Annotated in this window: 13 protein-coding genes and 1 pseudogene; 6 read left to right on the top strand and 8 right to left on the bottom strand. The window is 42.4% G+C overall.

Going from position 1 to position 17,054, the window contains the following annotated elements; all coding sequences use genetic code 11:
* Positions 1-73: 73 nt before the first annotated feature.
* From RMX69_RS19045 to RMX69_RS19025, 5 genes and pseudogenes are all read right to left on the bottom strand, one after another.
* Entirely contained in the window at positions 74-1,591 is a 1,518-nt protein-coding gene (locus RMX69_RS19045) for a trehalase family glycosidase (RefSeq protein WP_322638391.1), read from the bottom strand.
* A gap of 139 nt (positions 1,592-1,730) precedes the next feature.
* Entirely contained in the window at positions 1,731-4,529 is a 2,799-nt protein-coding gene (treY, locus tag RMX69_RS19040; protein ID WP_322638390.1) for a malto-oligosyltrehalose synthase, read from the bottom strand.
* A gap of 485 nt (positions 4,530-5,014) precedes the next feature.
* Complete coding sequence (treZ, locus tag RMX69_RS19035) at positions 5,015-6,862, bottom strand: malto-oligosyltrehalose trehalohydrolase (protein ID WP_322638389.1); 1,848 nt, start codon at positions 6,860-6,862, stop codon at positions 5,015-5,017.
* Positions 6,863-7,157: 295 nt separating this feature from the next.
* Positions 7,158-7,565, bottom strand: coding sequence for a thiol-disulfide oxidoreductase DCC family protein (locus tag RMX69_RS19030; RefSeq protein WP_322638388.1), 408 nt, complete (start codon positions 7,563-7,565; stop codon positions 7,158-7,160).
* Between the two features lie 132 nt (positions 7,566-7,697).
* Positions 7,698-8,303 (bottom strand): annotated as a pseudogene (locus tag RMX69_RS19025) (Uma2 family endonuclease).
* A 451-nt stretch (positions 8,304-8,754) separates the two neighbouring features.
* Here RMX69_RS19025 and RMX69_RS19020 point away from each other — a divergent pair.
* The 5 genes from RMX69_RS19020 (at position 8,755) to RMX69_RS19000 (ending at position 13,434) form a co-directional block, all read left to right on the top strand.
* Entirely contained in the window at positions 8,755-9,807 is a 1,053-nt protein-coding gene (locus RMX69_RS19020; protein WP_322638387.1) for an aldo/keto reductase, read from the top strand.
* A gap of 114 nt (positions 9,808-9,921) precedes the next feature.
* Positions 9,922-10,500, top strand: a complete 579-nt coding sequence (gene dps, locus RMX69_RS19015) for a DNA starvation/stationary phase protection protein Dps (RefSeq protein ID WP_289798034.1) — start codon at positions 9,922-9,924, stop codon at positions 10,498-10,500.
* Positions 10,501-10,845: 345 nt separating this feature from the next.
* Positions 10,846-11,562 carry a pirin family protein gene (locus RMX69_RS19010; protein ID WP_322638386.1) on the top strand — a complete coding sequence of 239 codons (717 nt, stop codon included), beginning with the start codon at positions 10,846-10,848 and terminating at the stop codon, positions 11,560-11,562.
* Positions 11,563-11,851: 289 nt separating this feature from the next.
* Positions 11,852-12,556: a mobilization protein gene (locus tag RMX69_RS19005; RefSeq protein ID WP_322638385.1), complete on the top strand. Its 705-nt coding sequence runs from the start codon at positions 11,852-11,854 to the stop codon at positions 12,554-12,556.
* Positions 12,557-12,711: 155 nt separating this feature from the next.
* Positions 12,712-13,434 (top strand): class I SAM-dependent methyltransferase, encoded by a 723-nt coding sequence (locus RMX69_RS19000; protein ID WP_289800052.1) that lies wholly within the window; start codon positions 12,712-12,714, stop codon positions 13,432-13,434.
* Between the two features lie 8 nt (positions 13,435-13,442).
* On the opposite strand, the gene RMX69_RS18995 is transcribed toward RMX69_RS19000, so the two are convergent.
* From RMX69_RS18995 to RMX69_RS18985, 3 genes are all read right to left on the bottom strand, one after another.
* Positions 13,443-14,000, bottom strand: coding sequence for a DUF202 domain-containing protein (locus RMX69_RS18995; RefSeq protein WP_322638384.1), 558 nt, complete (start codon positions 13,998-14,000; stop codon positions 13,443-13,445).
* Between the two features lie 238 nt (positions 14,001-14,238).
* On the bottom strand, positions 14,239-14,901 hold the full coding sequence (locus RMX69_RS18990) for a hypothetical protein (RefSeq protein ID WP_289798038.1): 663 nt from the start codon (positions 14,899-14,901) through the stop codon (positions 14,239-14,241).
* Between the two features lie 79 nt (positions 14,902-14,980).
* Entirely contained in the window at positions 14,981-15,691 is a 711-nt protein-coding gene (locus RMX69_RS18985) for a cadmium resistance transporter (RefSeq protein WP_322638382.1), read from the bottom strand.
* Positions 15,692-15,883: 192 nt separating this feature from the next.
* Here RMX69_RS18985 and RMX69_RS18980 point away from each other — a divergent pair, with 192 nt between their 5' ends.
* On the top strand, positions 15,884-16,939 hold the full coding sequence (locus tag RMX69_RS18980) for a LysR substrate-binding domain-containing protein (RefSeq protein ID WP_322638381.1): 1,056 nt from the start codon (positions 15,884-15,886) through the stop codon (positions 16,937-16,939).
* The last annotated feature ends 115 nt before the right edge of the window (positions 16,940-17,054 follow it).

Raw genomic sequence — 17,054 nt, 5'->3', positions numbered from 1 at the left:
ACTCACCGTAATGGCTAATAAATTCATCAATAGATCAGATCGAGGCGTGAGAAAAAAACTCACGCCTTTTTATTTAAACTTTTTGATCGCCCATTGCTAAGAGTTCCAGAATCGCTCCATTTGTCCAGCCGAAACCAACTTCGTTAGAACTATATCCAAAGGTGATTTCGTCGGAAACGTTGGCAGAACAGCGTTCAACATCATATTTCTCAACTAGGGTATTGTGACGCTCGAATTCTTTAACTACCATAGCGAGAAACTTGTTGGCAATGCGATCGCCTTCTGCATGATACCCATAGCGGTGAAGTCCCAGGACAGCAACTAATGTCAATGGGGCCCAGCCAAAGGGGGCATCCCACTGGTTGCCGGTGACATGAGTACTGGTAAAAATTCCGCCTGGGGCTTCAAACAAAGAGAGATTTTTGACGACGCGTTTGGCTTGAGTTGGAGAAGCAATTCCCAGCCAGAGAGGATAGAACGTGGTAGCAAATTCGTAGCGACGGCGTTTTCCACTCTGGAAATGATAGTCGAAATATAATCCTTGTTCTTCATCCCAGAGAAATTCATCGATGCGATCGCGGCGGATATCTGCACGATCGCTCCATTGTTGTCTTAGTTCTTCGTTCCCGAAAATATGGTTAATTTGTGCTAAATCTCGTTCCACCTGATACAGGAAACTGTTGAGGCATACAGGAGCGTAGTGGAGGATATCAGCACTGAAAGGGCCAAATCGGTTAGTGATATCAAAACCGGACTCGCGCATGGTGCGATCGCCCTTGTAAAATAAATTGGTCAGTTCGTCTTTTTCGCGATCGTAATAAAGATTGACATCGTAATCCTCAACCTCAAAGGTTTGGTAATATTCCTTAACGCGATCGTAGTGGCTTTTTCCCTCTTCATCTCGCTCGGAAAACAAAACTTCTGGCGCGGGGCCTTCCCCAAAGGCATAAAATCTGGATAAGCCGGTTGCAGCATTTAGGTGTGGCGGTACTACCCAGTAATAGTAAAATTGCTCTAGCAGCGGTACGGTTGCTTTCAACCACTCTTCATCTTTGGTGTGCTGGAATAACGCCAAAACCATCATACTAAGTACAGGAGGCTGCGATCGCGACAGCATGTAAGTCCGGTTGGCGTTGAGGATAGTGCCGTAATGTTGCACTTGGTAGAGTAATTGATCGACTTGACTTTGTGCTAGCTCCAATTCTCCATCGTGCAAAAGTCCTAGTAATATAAAGTAGCTGTCCCAGCCATACATTTCGTTGAAGCGACCACCTGGTACGACATAAGGGCCTGGTAGGTATAGTAACCCATGCTGTTTAATTGCTTCTACTTCTGATGGCAAAGTGCGAATTTCTAGCTGTTGCATATCTTTTGGAGATAGCGATCGCTCTAACACAGTCTGAATGTTGGGACAATCTTCTGAGGGTGAAATGTAGACGAGCCAAGGAGTGTCTTTTTTGTGGTCTAGTTTGGTATCCTTTGCAGATTGTAATAAGTGTTCGTGCGATCGCGTTAAGGTTTTCCACGTTTTTTTGATGTGGAGGCGCACAGCTTCAATCTGCGCGGTGGTTAGTGCTGGGGGAGTGGTCATATTTAGAATTTTTTAAACGCAAAGGAGAGGTAGCGCGGTCTTGGGGGTTTCCCCCATGAGCGACTGCCGTCGCGAAGGGAAGCGCAGAGGAACGCTAAGGTTTTACAGGGTTCTCTCTGCGTGGGATTGATTTTTGTTTTTACTCGGCGCTGCTAACTAATAGGGCAACTGGGAAATGGGTGAGGGCTGTTGCGATGGATAGGGTTTGTGTTGCTTGTAAGGGTTGCTGAGTTAGGATGTTTTTCCAGGTGGGGGAAGTTCCGGGGGGTAGTTGCAGGTGTGTATCTTGCCAAACTGACTCGCCCAAGGGATTGTCTCCTGGTTGGATGAGGCTGGTTAAAAAGCGGGGTGCGATCGCGATCGCTGTTTGATTCCCCTCCCGCCGTGCAAAGGCGATAATATGATTGGCGTAGGTTCCCTGAACTTCTAACGGTAAATAATCGCCGTCCTGGAATAATGAGACATAGTTTGTTCTGGCTTGGAGTAATTGAGCCGTTAAAAACAGTTTGATTCTACCGTCTGTTTTGTCGTTTAGTAACTCCTGAATTAATCCGAGTATGTCTGTTTTTACCTGTTCGCGGATGGCGCTTAAGTAAGTACGTCGCTGTTCAAAATCCACGGGACGGCGATTATCTGGATCGACTAAACTCAATTCCCAAAGTTCCGTTCCCTGGTACAAATCGGGTACGCCGGGTGCGGTAATTTTCAGTAGAGTTTGGGAAAGGGAATTAAAGATTCCATAGTCGGCAATTCGCTGTTGAAATGGACGAAAGGCTTCTAGAAATTCCCCGGATATAGCAGGATCGAGTACTTTCTCAATAAAGGAGGTACAAGCTTCTTCATACTCGCTATCAGGTCGTAACCAGGCTGTATGCACCTTCGCTTCTCGTATTGCCTTTATTATATAGTCCTTCACTCGTTCCACGAAGGATGCATGTTCGTGTTCGCCAAAAGGGAACGCCCCTACTAGGGTTTGATAGAGAAAATACTCATCGTTGCGATCGGGTATAGCGAATCCCTGGCGATGGCTACGATGTCCGCGATTAATGGCACTCCAAGTATTTACCTGCTGATCCCACTCATCGGGGATTTCTGAGAGGACATTCAATCTGGCCCGCACATCTTCGCCGCGTTTGGTGTCGTGGGTGGCGGTGGTGTTCATTGTGTGGGGCCAGGTTGCTTGGTGCTGCTTGTTAAAGGCATGAAATTTAGTTACTGGAATCCCAAAATGACCGGGATTACCCCCAACTTCATTCAACGACAGCAAACGATTGTATACATATAATGTCGTGTCTTCGACGCCTTTTGCCATTAGCGGGCCGCTGTATTGCTGCATTCGCAAGACAAAATATATCCACTGTTCGCGTTCTGTTTGAGTCAGAGAGTTATCAAATTCTAGCAGCATTAACTTTTCAATAAAGGTCAGTTCGTGCTGCAATAGGGGCGTTTGTTCTTTGGCTTGGCTAATGACTTCTTGAATGGTAGCGCGATCGCTATCTCCAATTCCATCGGGCGTAATGTAGGTACGGTAAATCGGGAACAGCGTCAAAACTTCAGCGATCGCTCTTTTTAATCCATTCAGGGTAAAATCATTGCCATAGCGATATTTGCTGGAGATATTTTTTAATAAAAGAGCCAAACTGTCAATGTCACCTGCTAAATTCTTTTCTAGGATCAGGTGTTTTTTATCCTTGACTACTGAGGCATAATCTACTCGTGAACCAATAAAGTTCTGGTAAATCTTCTCGAAGGATGATTCATTTTCAGTTTGGCAAAATACGCCATTTACATAGTTGAGAAAGTCATATCCAGATGTTCCTTCAATTTTCCAATCTTTTGGCAAATCTTCAGTAATTTCTAAAATCTTTTCAACAGTGATATAAACATCACCCATTTTTTCTCGCAGCCTTTCGAGATACTGGATTGGGTTATAAAGTCCATCAATATGATCGATGCGTAAACCTGTAAACTTACCTTCCTCAACCAGTTTTTGAATTAGGCTATGAGTATTATTAAAAACCCGCACTTCTTCAACTTTCACAGAAATCAGTTCGTTGACAGTAAAGAAACGGCGGTAGTTCATTTCTTCTGCGCCAACCTTCCAGAAAGCGAGACGGTAAAACTGGTCTTTTAGTAATTCATCTAGGAGGTTAAAGCTTTCGGAATTACCGGGTTCTCCGTTGAAAGTTTCGATATTTTCGTCAATGAACTCGCGGATGGCATCGTTTGTGGTGTAGAGTTCCCAAACTAATCCTTTGATAAATGCAATCTGGTCTTGTCGCTGTTTACCTGCAACTTCTGAAGGGACATTTTTGAGAATGTAGAGAATCCCCAATAGCTTAATAAAATCGGGATGATTGCGTCCCAATGTACGGGTGAGTTTTCCTAAATTATAGGTGATAAATTTTGTGTAAGATTCTAAGCGGAGTGGCAATTTCAAGCTGTAATAGTTGACAGTTAAACCGTTCTGTTCGTATTGCAGTTGAATGTGTCCGTTTTCTAGGGATGCACCATAGAAATCTCCCAGTAGTGGCGCGAGAATTCGCTCTTGGCGATCGCCAAAGGGTGTATTCCAAGAAATGTCGAAGTAGTCGGTATAACTGGAATCTGGGCCGTGTTCCAATATGTCCATCAAGTAATCGTTTTCGCTACTATAGGCCATGTGGTTGGGCACAATATCTTGTAACCAGCCCATACCAAGGGATTGGATTTCATCAACTAATGCATCAAAGGATTCATTGGTTCCCAGTTCTGGGTTAAGTTGAGTGGCATCTACTATATCGTAGCCATGTGTACTCCCGGATCGTGCTTTGAAAATAGGGGAAGCATATAAATCGGAAATACCTAAATCTGCTAGATAAGCTGCGATCGCTTTAGCGTTGTCAAAGCCAAACTGAGGTGTAAACTGAATTCGATAAGTGGCGGTGGGAATTCGCATATTTTTTTAGAGTGGAGAGTAAGGGAAATGAGGGAGTTTGAGGTTTTGAGCTTGAACGTTGAGCTTTTTAAAAGTCCTCTTCACGGTAGTGAAACGTTCTAGATCCCCCTAAATCCCCCTTAAAAAGGGGGACTTTGATTCCGGTTCCCCCCTTCTTAAGGGGGGTTAGGGGGGATCGATAAGTACCTAAAATCACAGCCAACCATTTTTTAAACAACCTTTTAACTCGAACGTTAAGTCTTTTAGCTCGAACGTTAAGTCTTTTAGCTCGAACTTTAAGTCTTTTAGCTCAAACGTTAAGTCTTTTAGCTTGAACTTTAAGCCTTTTTGCTTGAACTTTAAGTCTTTTTGCTTGAACTTTAAGTCTTTTTGCTCAAACGTTAAGCCTTTTTGCTCAAACCTTAAGGCTTTTTACTCGAACGTTGAGGCTTTTAGCTTGAAACTTGAGGTTATGAAGCTGAAACTTTAAGTTCTAACTCTCCCTCTTATGCTTTTTCATAGAGTACTAGACTAGTAGGTTGCAATTTCACTTCTTGACCCACAGACAGATGTTCAGCAGCTTCAGAACCATGCCCAGACCATGAGGTATCAGCAGAGTCTAACAATTTATTAGCATTTTGCTCAAACGGCAGAGCCACTGTCACCGGCGACGAATTGAAATTCATCACAAATATTAGTTCACTCGATTCGCACCAACGCCGCACGATCACCACTTCTTTCTCTTCATCGCTACTCGCTTGGATGAAATTGCGGTCTTGATTTAAAAGGGCTGGATGTGTCTTCCGTAAATTAATTAACTGACGATACCAATCCCAGAGAACTTTGTGCTTTCCTTGATTGCGTAATTCCCAATTAAGTTTAGACTTGAGAAAAGTTTCTGTCGATTCTGGATCTGGGGGATCATCTGCATAGTGAAATGCTTCAAACTCTTGTTTGCGCCCGGCTCGAACTGCTTGAATCAAATCGGGATCGGAGTGACTGACAAAGTAAATGAAGGGTGCAGTTTCGCCGTATTCTTCTCCCATAAATAACAGGGGTAAGTTGGGCGATAGCAGCATAGCGCCAGCAGCTAACTTTAATCCTTCAAAAGAGATCCGCTGAGTGAGGCGTTCTCCTTTCATTTGATTGCCGATTTGATCGTGATTCTGAATGCAGACTGTAAACTGTGACAAAGGGCGATCGCGGCAAGATACGCCATGAAATCGTTTGCGATCGGGCGAGTATTTCCAATCGTAGACAAAAGTATCGCTATAAGCTTTTGCTAAATCAGCACATTTCCCAAAATCTTGATAATATCCTTGGCGATCGCCTGTCAACAGTGTGTGCAATGAATGGTGAAAATCATCACTCCACTGAGCATCAAGACTATATCCACCCAATTCTGCTGGACGAATTATTTGCGGATTATTCAAGTCACTTTCAGCAATTAGATGACGTTTCCATTTTTGCCCTTGTTGTGAGAAATGATGAACTGCTTCCGCCAATTCCCATAAAAAATGCTTCGCTCCCAAGTCATAAATTGCTTGAATGGCATCCAACCGCAATGCATCAATATGGAATTCGCCCAACCAGTAAAGTGCATTTTCGATAAAATAATTTCGCACACCCTGACTATGGGCGTCATCGAAATTCAGCGCTTCGCCCCACGGCGTTTTATAGGTTTTAGTAAAGTAGGGCGCGAACTGACTCATATAGTTGCCTTCTGGCCCAAAGTGGTTATACACCACATCCAGCACAACGGCGATATTATTTTGATGGCAAGCATTTACCAGTTGCTTGAGTTCGGCTGGACTACCGTAGGAATTTTGGACAGCATAAGGATAAACGCCATCATACCCCCAGTTGCGATATGCAAGAGCAGCTTCAACATGAGTGTCTCCCGGAAACTGGGAGATGGGCATGATTTCAATGGCGTTAATTCCCAGTTCCCGCAGTTCTGGTAAACGGGGAATGATGGCGGTGAAAGTTCCTTCCGGGGTGAATGTCCCAACATGAACTTCATAGAAAATCATTGACTCTACAGGAATTCCAGTCCACCCTTCATCAGTCCACTCAAAAGAAGGATCGACAATTTGCGACGGCCCATGTACCCCTTCCGGTTGATACTGCGATGCCGGATCGGCAAAGTTGTCTTGGCCATTCAAGACATACCGATAAAGCGTCCCCGGATACACATCGTTGACTTTCGTGTGCCAGTATCCCTCAGACTGAGGCTTGAGCGGAATTAACTGCTCTTCTGGCGTCAAAATTTTTACTGTGACGCTATCTAATAGCGGAGACCAAACTGTAAATTCACACTCTCCGTCACCCAAGTAGTTAGCACCTATTTTCACGCAGTATCCTCCCATCAGTTCCAGTTTGTTGTGCCGAATTGTGGCGCGATGGCGTACCCGCCCTTTCCGGAGGTGATCGCAAATGTCATTAATTGCACAATGTTTACAAACACGCCAGATAGCATAATGGTTCGTCTACCAGACTTTTTGCTAGCATCTGGAGGCGGATTTTTAACTAAAATAAACTCTGTCTAATGACCAAAGAGGCAGGGAGTAGTGTTTCGACTACGCGGTAAGGGGAAGAGGGAAGGGGGTAAAGCTTCGTGTCGCTGCGGTTTCTAACGGCTTATTGAACTTAAGTTGACTGGCAGCTACCATCTACACAGTACGATGATTGATATGTATTAGAACGTTTACCAAAGATTGTGTAGCGGTTATCGCGGATTTGTTCGTAAAAGCGATCGCCTGCCCATTTCATCCCCGGTAATGCTCGATAAGCGTCTACAAATATACTTCCTGCTGGCAATAACCGCCCAATTTCTTCTGCTGCATTACTACCTTGCCAACGTCTTTGAGGTTCATTGCCATCAATTAAAATCATCCCCTGTTCGCAATCTTGGGTTGTAATTCCCCACTGTAAAAGTGTCTGCTCATCTTGCATGGGAGCGTAGCGAAATAACTTTCCTTGGTCTAAGGTTTCTAGCGATCGCACTAAGGTAACGCAGAGATTACAATTCCCGTCGTAGATTACGTAGTAATTCATAAAAATAATTGAGTTGTTAGATGTGTATAAATACAACTTTGGTATTCTAGCTTAGAAAACTGTAGTGAATCGCTGGATTTAGATCCCCGACTTCTTTAAGAAGTCGGGGATCTGGGCGCAAAATTTTATTTTTCAAATATACATAATGTCATCTAGCTTAAGTTGTAAATTTGGCAAGACATCAGAAGAAATAGTATCTCCTAAACGATATTGTTGTTGCTGGTACACACCGTTAACTAACTGACAAACGGTAAAGGTTGGTTGTTTAGGATTGCCGATAAATTGCAAACCACCCAAGCCCCGAAAATCCACAATCCAATATTCTGGGATGTTAAGAAAAGCGTATTCTTCCACCTTTCTGGCATAATCGTCTTGCCAATTAGTACTCACAACCTCAGCAACAAGCTTAATAGTACTGCCGTTACAAATAATCGGTTCTTTTTGCCAAAGCGGTTCTTTACTAAGTTCGGCTTTATCTAAAACAATTACATCAGGACGCAGTGCTGTCGCTTCAGCAGCAGGTGGTTTTATCAGACAAGTTTTTGGAACTAGCCAGTTAAAATTAGAATTAAAAATTTAGACATAGATTCTACCTGCAATACTACCTGCAATAGCTTTGTGTGGCCCTGTAGGTTCCATGTCTCTTAATTGCCCGTCGATTAATTCGTAGCGTGTATTGTCACCATATTGGGCGAGAAATTCCTCAAAGGTGAGTAGCTTGGGCGAGGTATAGGTCATTATGTCTTGTTTTGACTTGATGTAGGCTTATTGTAACGAAGGTATTATCAAGCAAAACTACCATGAGGTGGCGAATTAATTGCGTAGGCATCGCTCTTGTCTAACTAAACCAGTGCGAAGTAAAACGAGGCTGCATTAACATAGCAGGTCGATGTATTAACATAGCAGGTCGATGTATTAACATAGCAGGTCGATGTATTGGCATAGCAGGTCGATGTATTAACATAACAGGTTGATGCATTGGCATAGCAGGTCGATGTATTAACATAACAGGTTGATGTATTGGCATAGCAGGTCGATGTATTAACATAGCAGGTCGATGTATTGGCATAGCAGGTCGATGTATTAACATAACAGGTCGATGTATTAAGTCAAACATCACACCCAGTTTCCAGTTATCATGCCTTTGGAATGGTATTTGCTTAGTTTTTTCATTAATGAGAAAATATTCATGAGATATAAACTCTTGGGCAAAAGCGGGTTAAGAGTCTCTGAACTCTCCTTGGGAACCATGACCTTTGGTGAAGATTGGGGTTGGGGTGCATCTGTTGACGAAAGTCGGAAAATCTTTGACACGTATGCAGAAGCAGGGGGAAATTTCATTGACACCGCCAACGGTTATACCGATGGTAGCAGTGAAAAAATTGTCGGTGAGTTGATCGCACAAGAACGAGAACGCTTTGTAGTTGCGACAAAATATTCCTTTCCCTTGCGGATGAATGACAAAAAGGGCGACCCTAATGCCAGTGGAAACCATCGCAAGAATTTAATTCAGTCTTTGGAAGGTAGTTTGAAACGGCTGAATACCGATTACATTGATTTATTCTGGTTGCACGCTTGGGATTTTACAACACCGATTGAAGAAGTATTGCGATCGCTTGATGATGTAGTGCGTCAAGGTAAAGTACTTTATATCGGCATTTCTGATACACCCGCTTGGATCGTTTCTCAAGCAAATACCATCGCCCAGTTCCAAGGATGGACGCAGTTTGTCGCCCTGCAAATTGAGTATAGTTTAATTCAGCGGACACCAGAACGGGACTTGCTACCGATGGCAAAAGCCTTTGATTTAGCAGTAACCCCGTGGTCGCCTTTGGGTGGTGGTGTGCTGACAGGTAAGTATAATCAGCCTCTTCAAGCAGGTGATGAACAAGGACGATTCGCAAATGCAGCGTTAGGAAGTATTTCAGAACGGAATTTAGCAATCGCCCAAGTCGTTAGTCAAGTTGCGGCAGAAATTGGCCATACACCTTCACAGGTAGCATTAGCTTGGTTACGCGCTCAAAGTGGTGTGATTATTCCGATTGTCGGCGCACGTAAGTTAACGCAGTTTCAAGATAACTTAGCTTCAATAAAAGTCAGCCTCTCACCAGAACATCTGCAACGCTTAGATGAAGTGAGTCAAATTGAAGTGGGTTTTCCCCATGACTTTTTGCAGAATGATGTAATTCGCGATCGCCTTTTCGGTGGTACATTCAATACCATAGAAAACCATCGTATCTGACCAATAGTCATAAACAGTAACACATTCAGCCATTAATATAATCTGTCGTCAGAGAGTTTCGCACAGCCAACCAAAATCTGTAAAGTTAGATGCAAAAGGCATTAACGTAGAACTATGAGCGACAACACCATTACATCACGTTTGTACCCCACTCGTATTGACATTCCCGCTGAAGCGCGAGTGCAAATCGTGGTACTTCTCAACCAAACCTTAGCAGCTACTTTGGATCTAAAAACCCAAACAAAGCAAGCACACTGGAATGTTAAAGGTACTGACTTCTACCAGTTACACGAATTATTTGATGAACTAGCTGGAGAATTGGAAGAGTACGTCGATATGGTAGCTGAACGCGTCACAGCTTTAGGCGGATACGCTTTCGGAACAGCCCGCGCCGCAGCTAGTAATTCCATTTTGCCAGAATATCCCTTAGATATTTTGGATGGTAAAGACCATGTAACAGCGTTGTCAGACCGCTTTGGAATCTATGCTAAACATATTAGAGAAGCGATCGCTAAAACTGATGAATTAGGCGATGCTGATACCGCCGATCTTTACACCGAAGTTTCTCGCACCATTGACAAACGACTCTGGTTCTTAGAAGCTCATCTGCAAGTAGCAGAAATTAAAGCAGAGAATGGCAATGGCAAAGCAGGTACTACTAAAACTCAAAAGACCCCTGCTGCTGTAAAATAAGCACTTTTGAGAAAAGTCGTCTTTCTTAAATCTAATAGTATCTTTTTAGTAAGTACGCCACTTTTAAGTGCGTACTTTTCATTTATATGTATATACTTTACTATTGAAATAGTTCAAAACGAAGTCAAAAAATTCCAAATATCTTCTACAAGTTCTCCATAAAAATCAATACTTAAACTTGAAGAAGTTATTAGGTTACTGAAAAAGTATGCTAATTCCATTTTGATTTCAAACTCTGCCAATTTTAGATTTTTCCTGCAATCCAAAAAACCTCTGCTATCTAAAATCTAAAATCCAAACTTGAGTGCTTTCTAACTAAATACTCATTAACAAAGAGGTAAATTTATGTCTCAAAATACAATTACCCACTTAATTCACGATCGCAATTCTCGTGGTCATGCGAAAATGGGCTGGCTCGATAGTTATCACACATTTTCCTTCGGTAGTTTTTACGATCCCAACCGCATGGGATTTCGCTCTCTGCGGGTAATTAACGACGATCGCATCGCCCCCGGTGCTGGATTCCCTACCCACAGCCATCGTGACATGGAAATCCTCACCTATGTCTTAGAAGGTGCTGTAGAGCATAAAGACAGCTTGGGTACTGGTTCAGTAATTCGCCCTGGTGATGCCCAAATTATGAGTGCTGGAACTGGAATCAGCCATAGTGAATTTAATCCTTCACCAACTGAACCACTACACCTGCTACAAATCTGGATTCTTCCCGAACGAGAAGGGTTAGCACCGAGATATGAACAAAAAGCTTTTCCTCTAGAAGAAAAGCGCGGCAAACTCCGCTTAATTGCTGCTAGAGATGGGCGCGATGGTGCTGTGACAATTTACCAAGATGTTGATTTATACACATCTGTTTTAGAGTCAGGTGATGTTGTTAATCATCAAGTCAAAAGCGATCGCTATGCCTGGTTACAAGTAGCGCGAGGCATAGTCAACTTAAATGGTGAAGAACTCAGAGCCGGTGATGGTGTACAAATCAACGGCGAAGAACAGCTAGAAATTAGCACCAACATCGGCGGCGAAATCTTGCTTTTCGATTTAGGCTAATATTGCAGCTAAAAGGGCTCTTAAAAACCGCGTCTAAATAAACAAAACCTGCGGAAGCAGGTTATAACAAGGGGCTTAAGCCCCTTGTTTTGTCTTAGTCCGCGCAGATGGTCACTGAGCCTGCCGAAGTGCGGACTTTGCCTGTGTAAAATGAGACTGTTGGAAAACTATATCCAAATCACGGTTATACTTTCTCATAAAACCACCAAAATATTTGGGGGCAATGGCCAAAAAGTTCTTAGTTTGGGAAAGATATATCAGACTTTAATAACTATTAGAGGTGGCTGTAATGCCGACGATTCATTTTGTGGATGGTGAAAAAGGCGGGGTAGGAAAATCTCTCTTTGCCAGGACAATGATTCAGTATTGTTTGGATAAGAGAATCCCATTTGTACCCGTGGAGACAGATAGATCGAATCCAGATGTAGCAGGGGTATATAAGGAGATATGTAAATATGCTGTGTTTAGTGAGAATGAACGACAGGCAAATAAGGCAGATAGAATATTTGAGTGGGCGATAGAGAAACCAGTAATTGTGAATTTAGCCGCACAATCCCATAGAGCAGTACAAGGGTGGATTGAATCTAATCAATTACTTGAACTAGGAAGTTCGCAGGGAGTTCTGTTTTGCAAATGGTTTGTATCGACAGGAGGATACGACAGCATCAACCTGTTTGCTCAATCAGTGAATACTTACGGTGATAAAATCCCTCATATTCTGGTGAGGAATTTAGGGCTGTGTGATGATTGGGAGCATCTAGAGTCAGACTCAAACTATCAGAACATAGTAAATAAATATCAGATAAAAGTTATAGATTTTCCGAAGTTAGCATACAGAGAAAGAAACATCATTGACCAAAATCGCCTGACTTTTGCAGAGGCTAGAGAGTATAAAGAATTTGGGATCATTGGGAAACAGAGAATAGTGAATTTTTTGAAGCTTGCTTATGGTGCTTTTGAGAAAGTAGGTATCTGGTATGAAAAAGTTGAGTAGTAGTCATTTGTCATTGGTCATTTGTCATTAGTACCAATGACCAATGACAAATCTTAGCAGGAGATTGGATGGGGGTGCGATGGCGTACCCGCCTGACGTTGGCGATCGCTTGGCGAATTTGACTACAATTCTTAGAAAGAGTAGCAAAAATCTAAATGTCTAAAAAGTCCGATTCTCAGTTTCAAAATCTCTTTAGTTCACCCAAATCAAGCAACTGGGACGAAAGATTAGCCCAAATCGCCTATCGCTTTAACCGAGAATATCAACGTGAAACCTTTGAACTTCCAGCAGAAGTACAGGCGATGCCAATATTTGCCGAGTGGATTGCTGGAAGTTTCTCAGGGAGAATTGCTTCCCCTTTTTGGGAAATTGCTAAACCTCAAAAAAACCAACACTGTATAGATATTGGCTGTGGGATCAGCTTTTTAATCTATCCTTGGCGGGATTGGCAAGCATTTTTTCATGGGCAAGAAATTAGTAATGTGGCACGCGATACCCTAAATTCTCGTGGGCCACAGTTGAATTCTAAGCTGTTCAAAGGGGTTGAGTTGGGAGCAGCCCATCAGTTAAACTATCCACCAGAGCAATTTGACTTAGCGATCGCCACAGGATTCAGCTGCTATTTTCCACTCGAATACTGGAATGCTGTGCTAGCAGAAGTCAAGCGGGTGTTAAAGCCAGGTGGACATTTTGTGTTTGACGTTCTCAACCCAGAACAGCCTTTAGCAGAAGATTGGGCAGTTCTAGAAACCTATTTGGGAGCTGAAGTGTTTTTAGAGCCTTTGGCTAAGTGGGAAAAAACGATTAAGGCGGCTGGTGCTAAAATAATGACGCAGAAATCAGGGGAATTATTCGAGTTGTATAAGGTGCGATTTTAAAAATACTATTACTCAGGGATAAGTGGACTTAATGGATCTAAAGAAGTTGTAAAAACAAAATAGATTACCCCAGTTCCAAGAATCATCACAGCGAGACTGAACAGCAACACCCAACGGTCTGTTGGTTCATAAGTATCTTCTTCAATATCACGACGAACAGCAAAATAGTGTGACGTTGAAAGCCACACTGTAATTAAACCCACCAGCGAGAACACTAAACCTAACTTCCAGCCGTTGCCAGGACGCGGTACTAAAGGTACATGGAAGGCACGCAAACGTACAATAACAACACCAAAGCCTAAAAGAGCGATCCCTGTCCGCATCCAAGCAAGGTAGGTACGCTCATTTGCCAAGTGATCTCGGATTCTGGACGGATTCAGTCGTCCTGGCTTTTTTTTATCTTTATCTTCTTCTGTAGGTTTCAATTTTAACTGCATCAATAATACCCTTATCCCCAAAGCGGCTCTGATCAAAAAAATGCGGAGGTAGTAGGAAATCTCTTTCCAGATTACTTGCACCCAGCGCAATAGTTGCGCTACTGAAATATACTTGTTGTGATTGTACATTTTTTTCAAATTCAAAATTTATTTTAATGCAGATATGTAAATAAAACAAGCCTGACAGAATAATTCGTAATTCGTAATTGATGATATAGAGCAAGTGTAAGTAATAAGGTGTCGTTAAAAAAACAGCCAAGATCGGAGAGGTTTTTCATCAGTGCTTATCCTGTTTATCCTCTGATTTTGGCTGTTACCCTATTTAAATTTAGAAAACTCATTCAAAAATAGACTATGGACTTCTATTTCAAGACTGATTGCTAGGCGCATTAGGAACTCGTGTATCTATGAGAGCCTGTGATATATCTGGGATAAACCAGTTAGCCTCTTTGCTGTTAAGAACTTTCACAGTCGGAACATTCAATTCAATCGCAGCAGTATCTGGATTCTTCTTAATCACCAACTGAGTTCCATCAAGTATCTTGAGAGCAACCGGGCCTGTCAATTCTTGACCTTGCCCATTAGGGCTAGAAGTAAAATTTTCTACTTTGGCATCATTCGCTAGATAGATGCCATCACAATCCCAGTTCTTTTTAGTAGACTGACCATTAGCGAGAAAATACAAACCATTTTCGTATACGGCATCTTCATTGTCTTCATCATTTGGTCTTTTGCCGTAAACTGCTATGGTATTACCTGTTTGGTTATTACATTGACCCCAGTTAATTCCCGTCTCTAAAGCATATTTTTGCAGTGTTAATTCCTCGGTTCTCTTTTTAATTTCTTCTGGTGTAAGACTTTCAACTTGAGTTTGGGTATCTTTGGTCTGAGAGAGTTCGTTAAGAGCTTTAATGACTTCGATATAGTCAGGGTTTTTGCTAAATTTTGGTCTATCAGCAAAAGAAGGTTGAGCAAAAGCGAAATTAGCGACAATCATTAAGACAATTAGCAGAGATTTCCAGATTTTCATGTTTTGATTCCTGTTGATAAGTAAGATATTTTGCAGTTGGGAATTGATTTTGGTGACAAAATTCATCATGCACTTCATTTTAGACAATTAATTTTTCTTGTTCTTCACTCGATGGCTGAGTATTGAAACCTAAAATTAATGAGAATATATAACTAGAAACTACAGATAGAAGAGTCCAAATGACATTTTCCGTAACAATAAATATACCCAAACCAATCAATATACAAGGGACAAAAGTATTACCATTTTCAGTTAAAAAGGTTGCGATCGCAGGCAAGTAGGTTAACTTGTAAGCGGTATAACACCATACACCCACTAGGGTAAAGAATACACTTATAATCACCAGCAGACTGTCTAATTCTGAGTTGGCAAACAGAGGCACATAGACGCTGATATTATCACTGCCATTAGCAAAGGCGATCGCAGCGACATTGCAAGTTTGCCCCGAGAGAAAACTCTTAACGATAGAGGGACAAGACGGCTCGGTTTCTTCTTCAGCTTCCTCTGGTGAATCCTCTTCGCGTTTTAGTAAACTGCTCATACCAATGATTATTGGCATTAAACCAAGTAGTCTAATCCAGTCCTCTGGTATAAACAGTCCACCAAAGAAACCGGGAAGGCTAGCAAAGATCAATGCCGCAAAGCCGAGATACTGACCAGCAAGGATGTGACGATTGCGGAACGTTTTACTTATTTGCGAAAAAAGTAACGTCAGAATGACAATATCATCGATGTTGGTAGCAGTGAATGCGGTAATCCCTGTGATAATCGCAGTTGCTAAATCGCTCATTTATGGATGTCCTTATTTTCATGCTTGGGCATTTGGCATTTCCCTCTGCTCTCTACTTGGCCGTTTAAGTCCGTGCCGAAGCTTTGATTTACACTTTAGTCAAACTAACCGATAGAATCAAATGCTTTTATTTGTCAAAATGATAAATGAAAGTGATTAAAATTTTGACATCAAGTCTTAGGGATACGATAAATGGCAGGAATGACGCTTGAGCAGCTAAAAATATTTTTGGCTGTGGCGCACAACTTACACTTTACTCGCGCAGCAGAGGAGCTTTATATTACACAACCTGCCGTCAGTGCAGCGATTCACAACTTAGAGCAAGAATACGGTGTGAAACTATTCCATCGGATTGGTCGCCATATCGAGATTGCTGAGGCGGGTAAATTACTGCAAGTGGAAGCGCAGAAAATTCTCGATCAAGTTTCCTTAACAGAAAGGGGATTGCGAGAATTGAACAATCTGCAACGGGGTGAATTGAAATTAGGGTCGAGTCTGACTATTGGTAACTATTGGCTACCAAGTAAAATTAGTGAGTTTAAGAGCCAATATCCTGGTATCCAGATTGACTGTACTCTTGCCAATGCAGAAACGATTTGTGTCGGTACAGCGATGGGACAGTTTGATTTAGGTTTGGTGGAAGGAGATGTGAAGCCAGCACTTCAGAATACTTTAGACTATGAAATAGTGGGGAGCGATCGCTTGCAAATTGTAGTTGGTCAAAAACACCCTTGGTTTGAGTGGGGAGAAATTGATTTAAGCCAACTAACTCAGACTCCGTGGGTGATGCGGGTGCGGGAATCTGGTACACAACAAAGATTTGAGGAAGCGTTGCAAAATTGGGGCATCAACCTCAGCGACCTGAATGTAATTTTAGTGTTCACCAGTGGTGAGATGGCAAAAGCCGCGATTGAAAATGGCGTAGGTGCAACTGGAATTTCTGAGTTGATGGTAAAAAAAGAAATCCAGTTAGGGACTCTGCGGGCAATTAGAGTTATTGATAACCGAGAAGGCAACGGTACGATGCCTACGTCGGTCACTGAGCCTGTCCTGAGCGTAGCCGTTGGCGCAGCCTCTCGTAGAGAAGGGCGCAGCCGAAGTGCAGACTACGCCTACGCAGAAATAGTTCGACCTTTTTTCAAAATCAAGCATCGTCAGCGTTTTCAAACTGCTCTTTCCAAAGTCTTTGAACAAATGTTGATATCGTCTGTGTTGGATGGTTCACATCAACATTTATCAGTTATTTAAAGGAGATTGGGGATTGGGCACAACCCGGATTTCTCACCACACCTCTTAAAGCCTACGCAAGTGCCGGGGAGAAGTAATGAGTAAGAAGTAAGAAGTAAGAAGTTTTTACTCATTA

Origin of the sequence: Nostoc sp. EspVER01, from assembly GCF_034530635.1 — a bacterium.
In the GTDB taxonomy this organism is placed as follows: Bacteria; Cyanobacteriota; Cyanobacteriia; order Cyanobacteriales; family Nostocaceae; genus Nostoc.
This window is presented reverse-complemented; position numbering and strand designations above follow the sequence as displayed.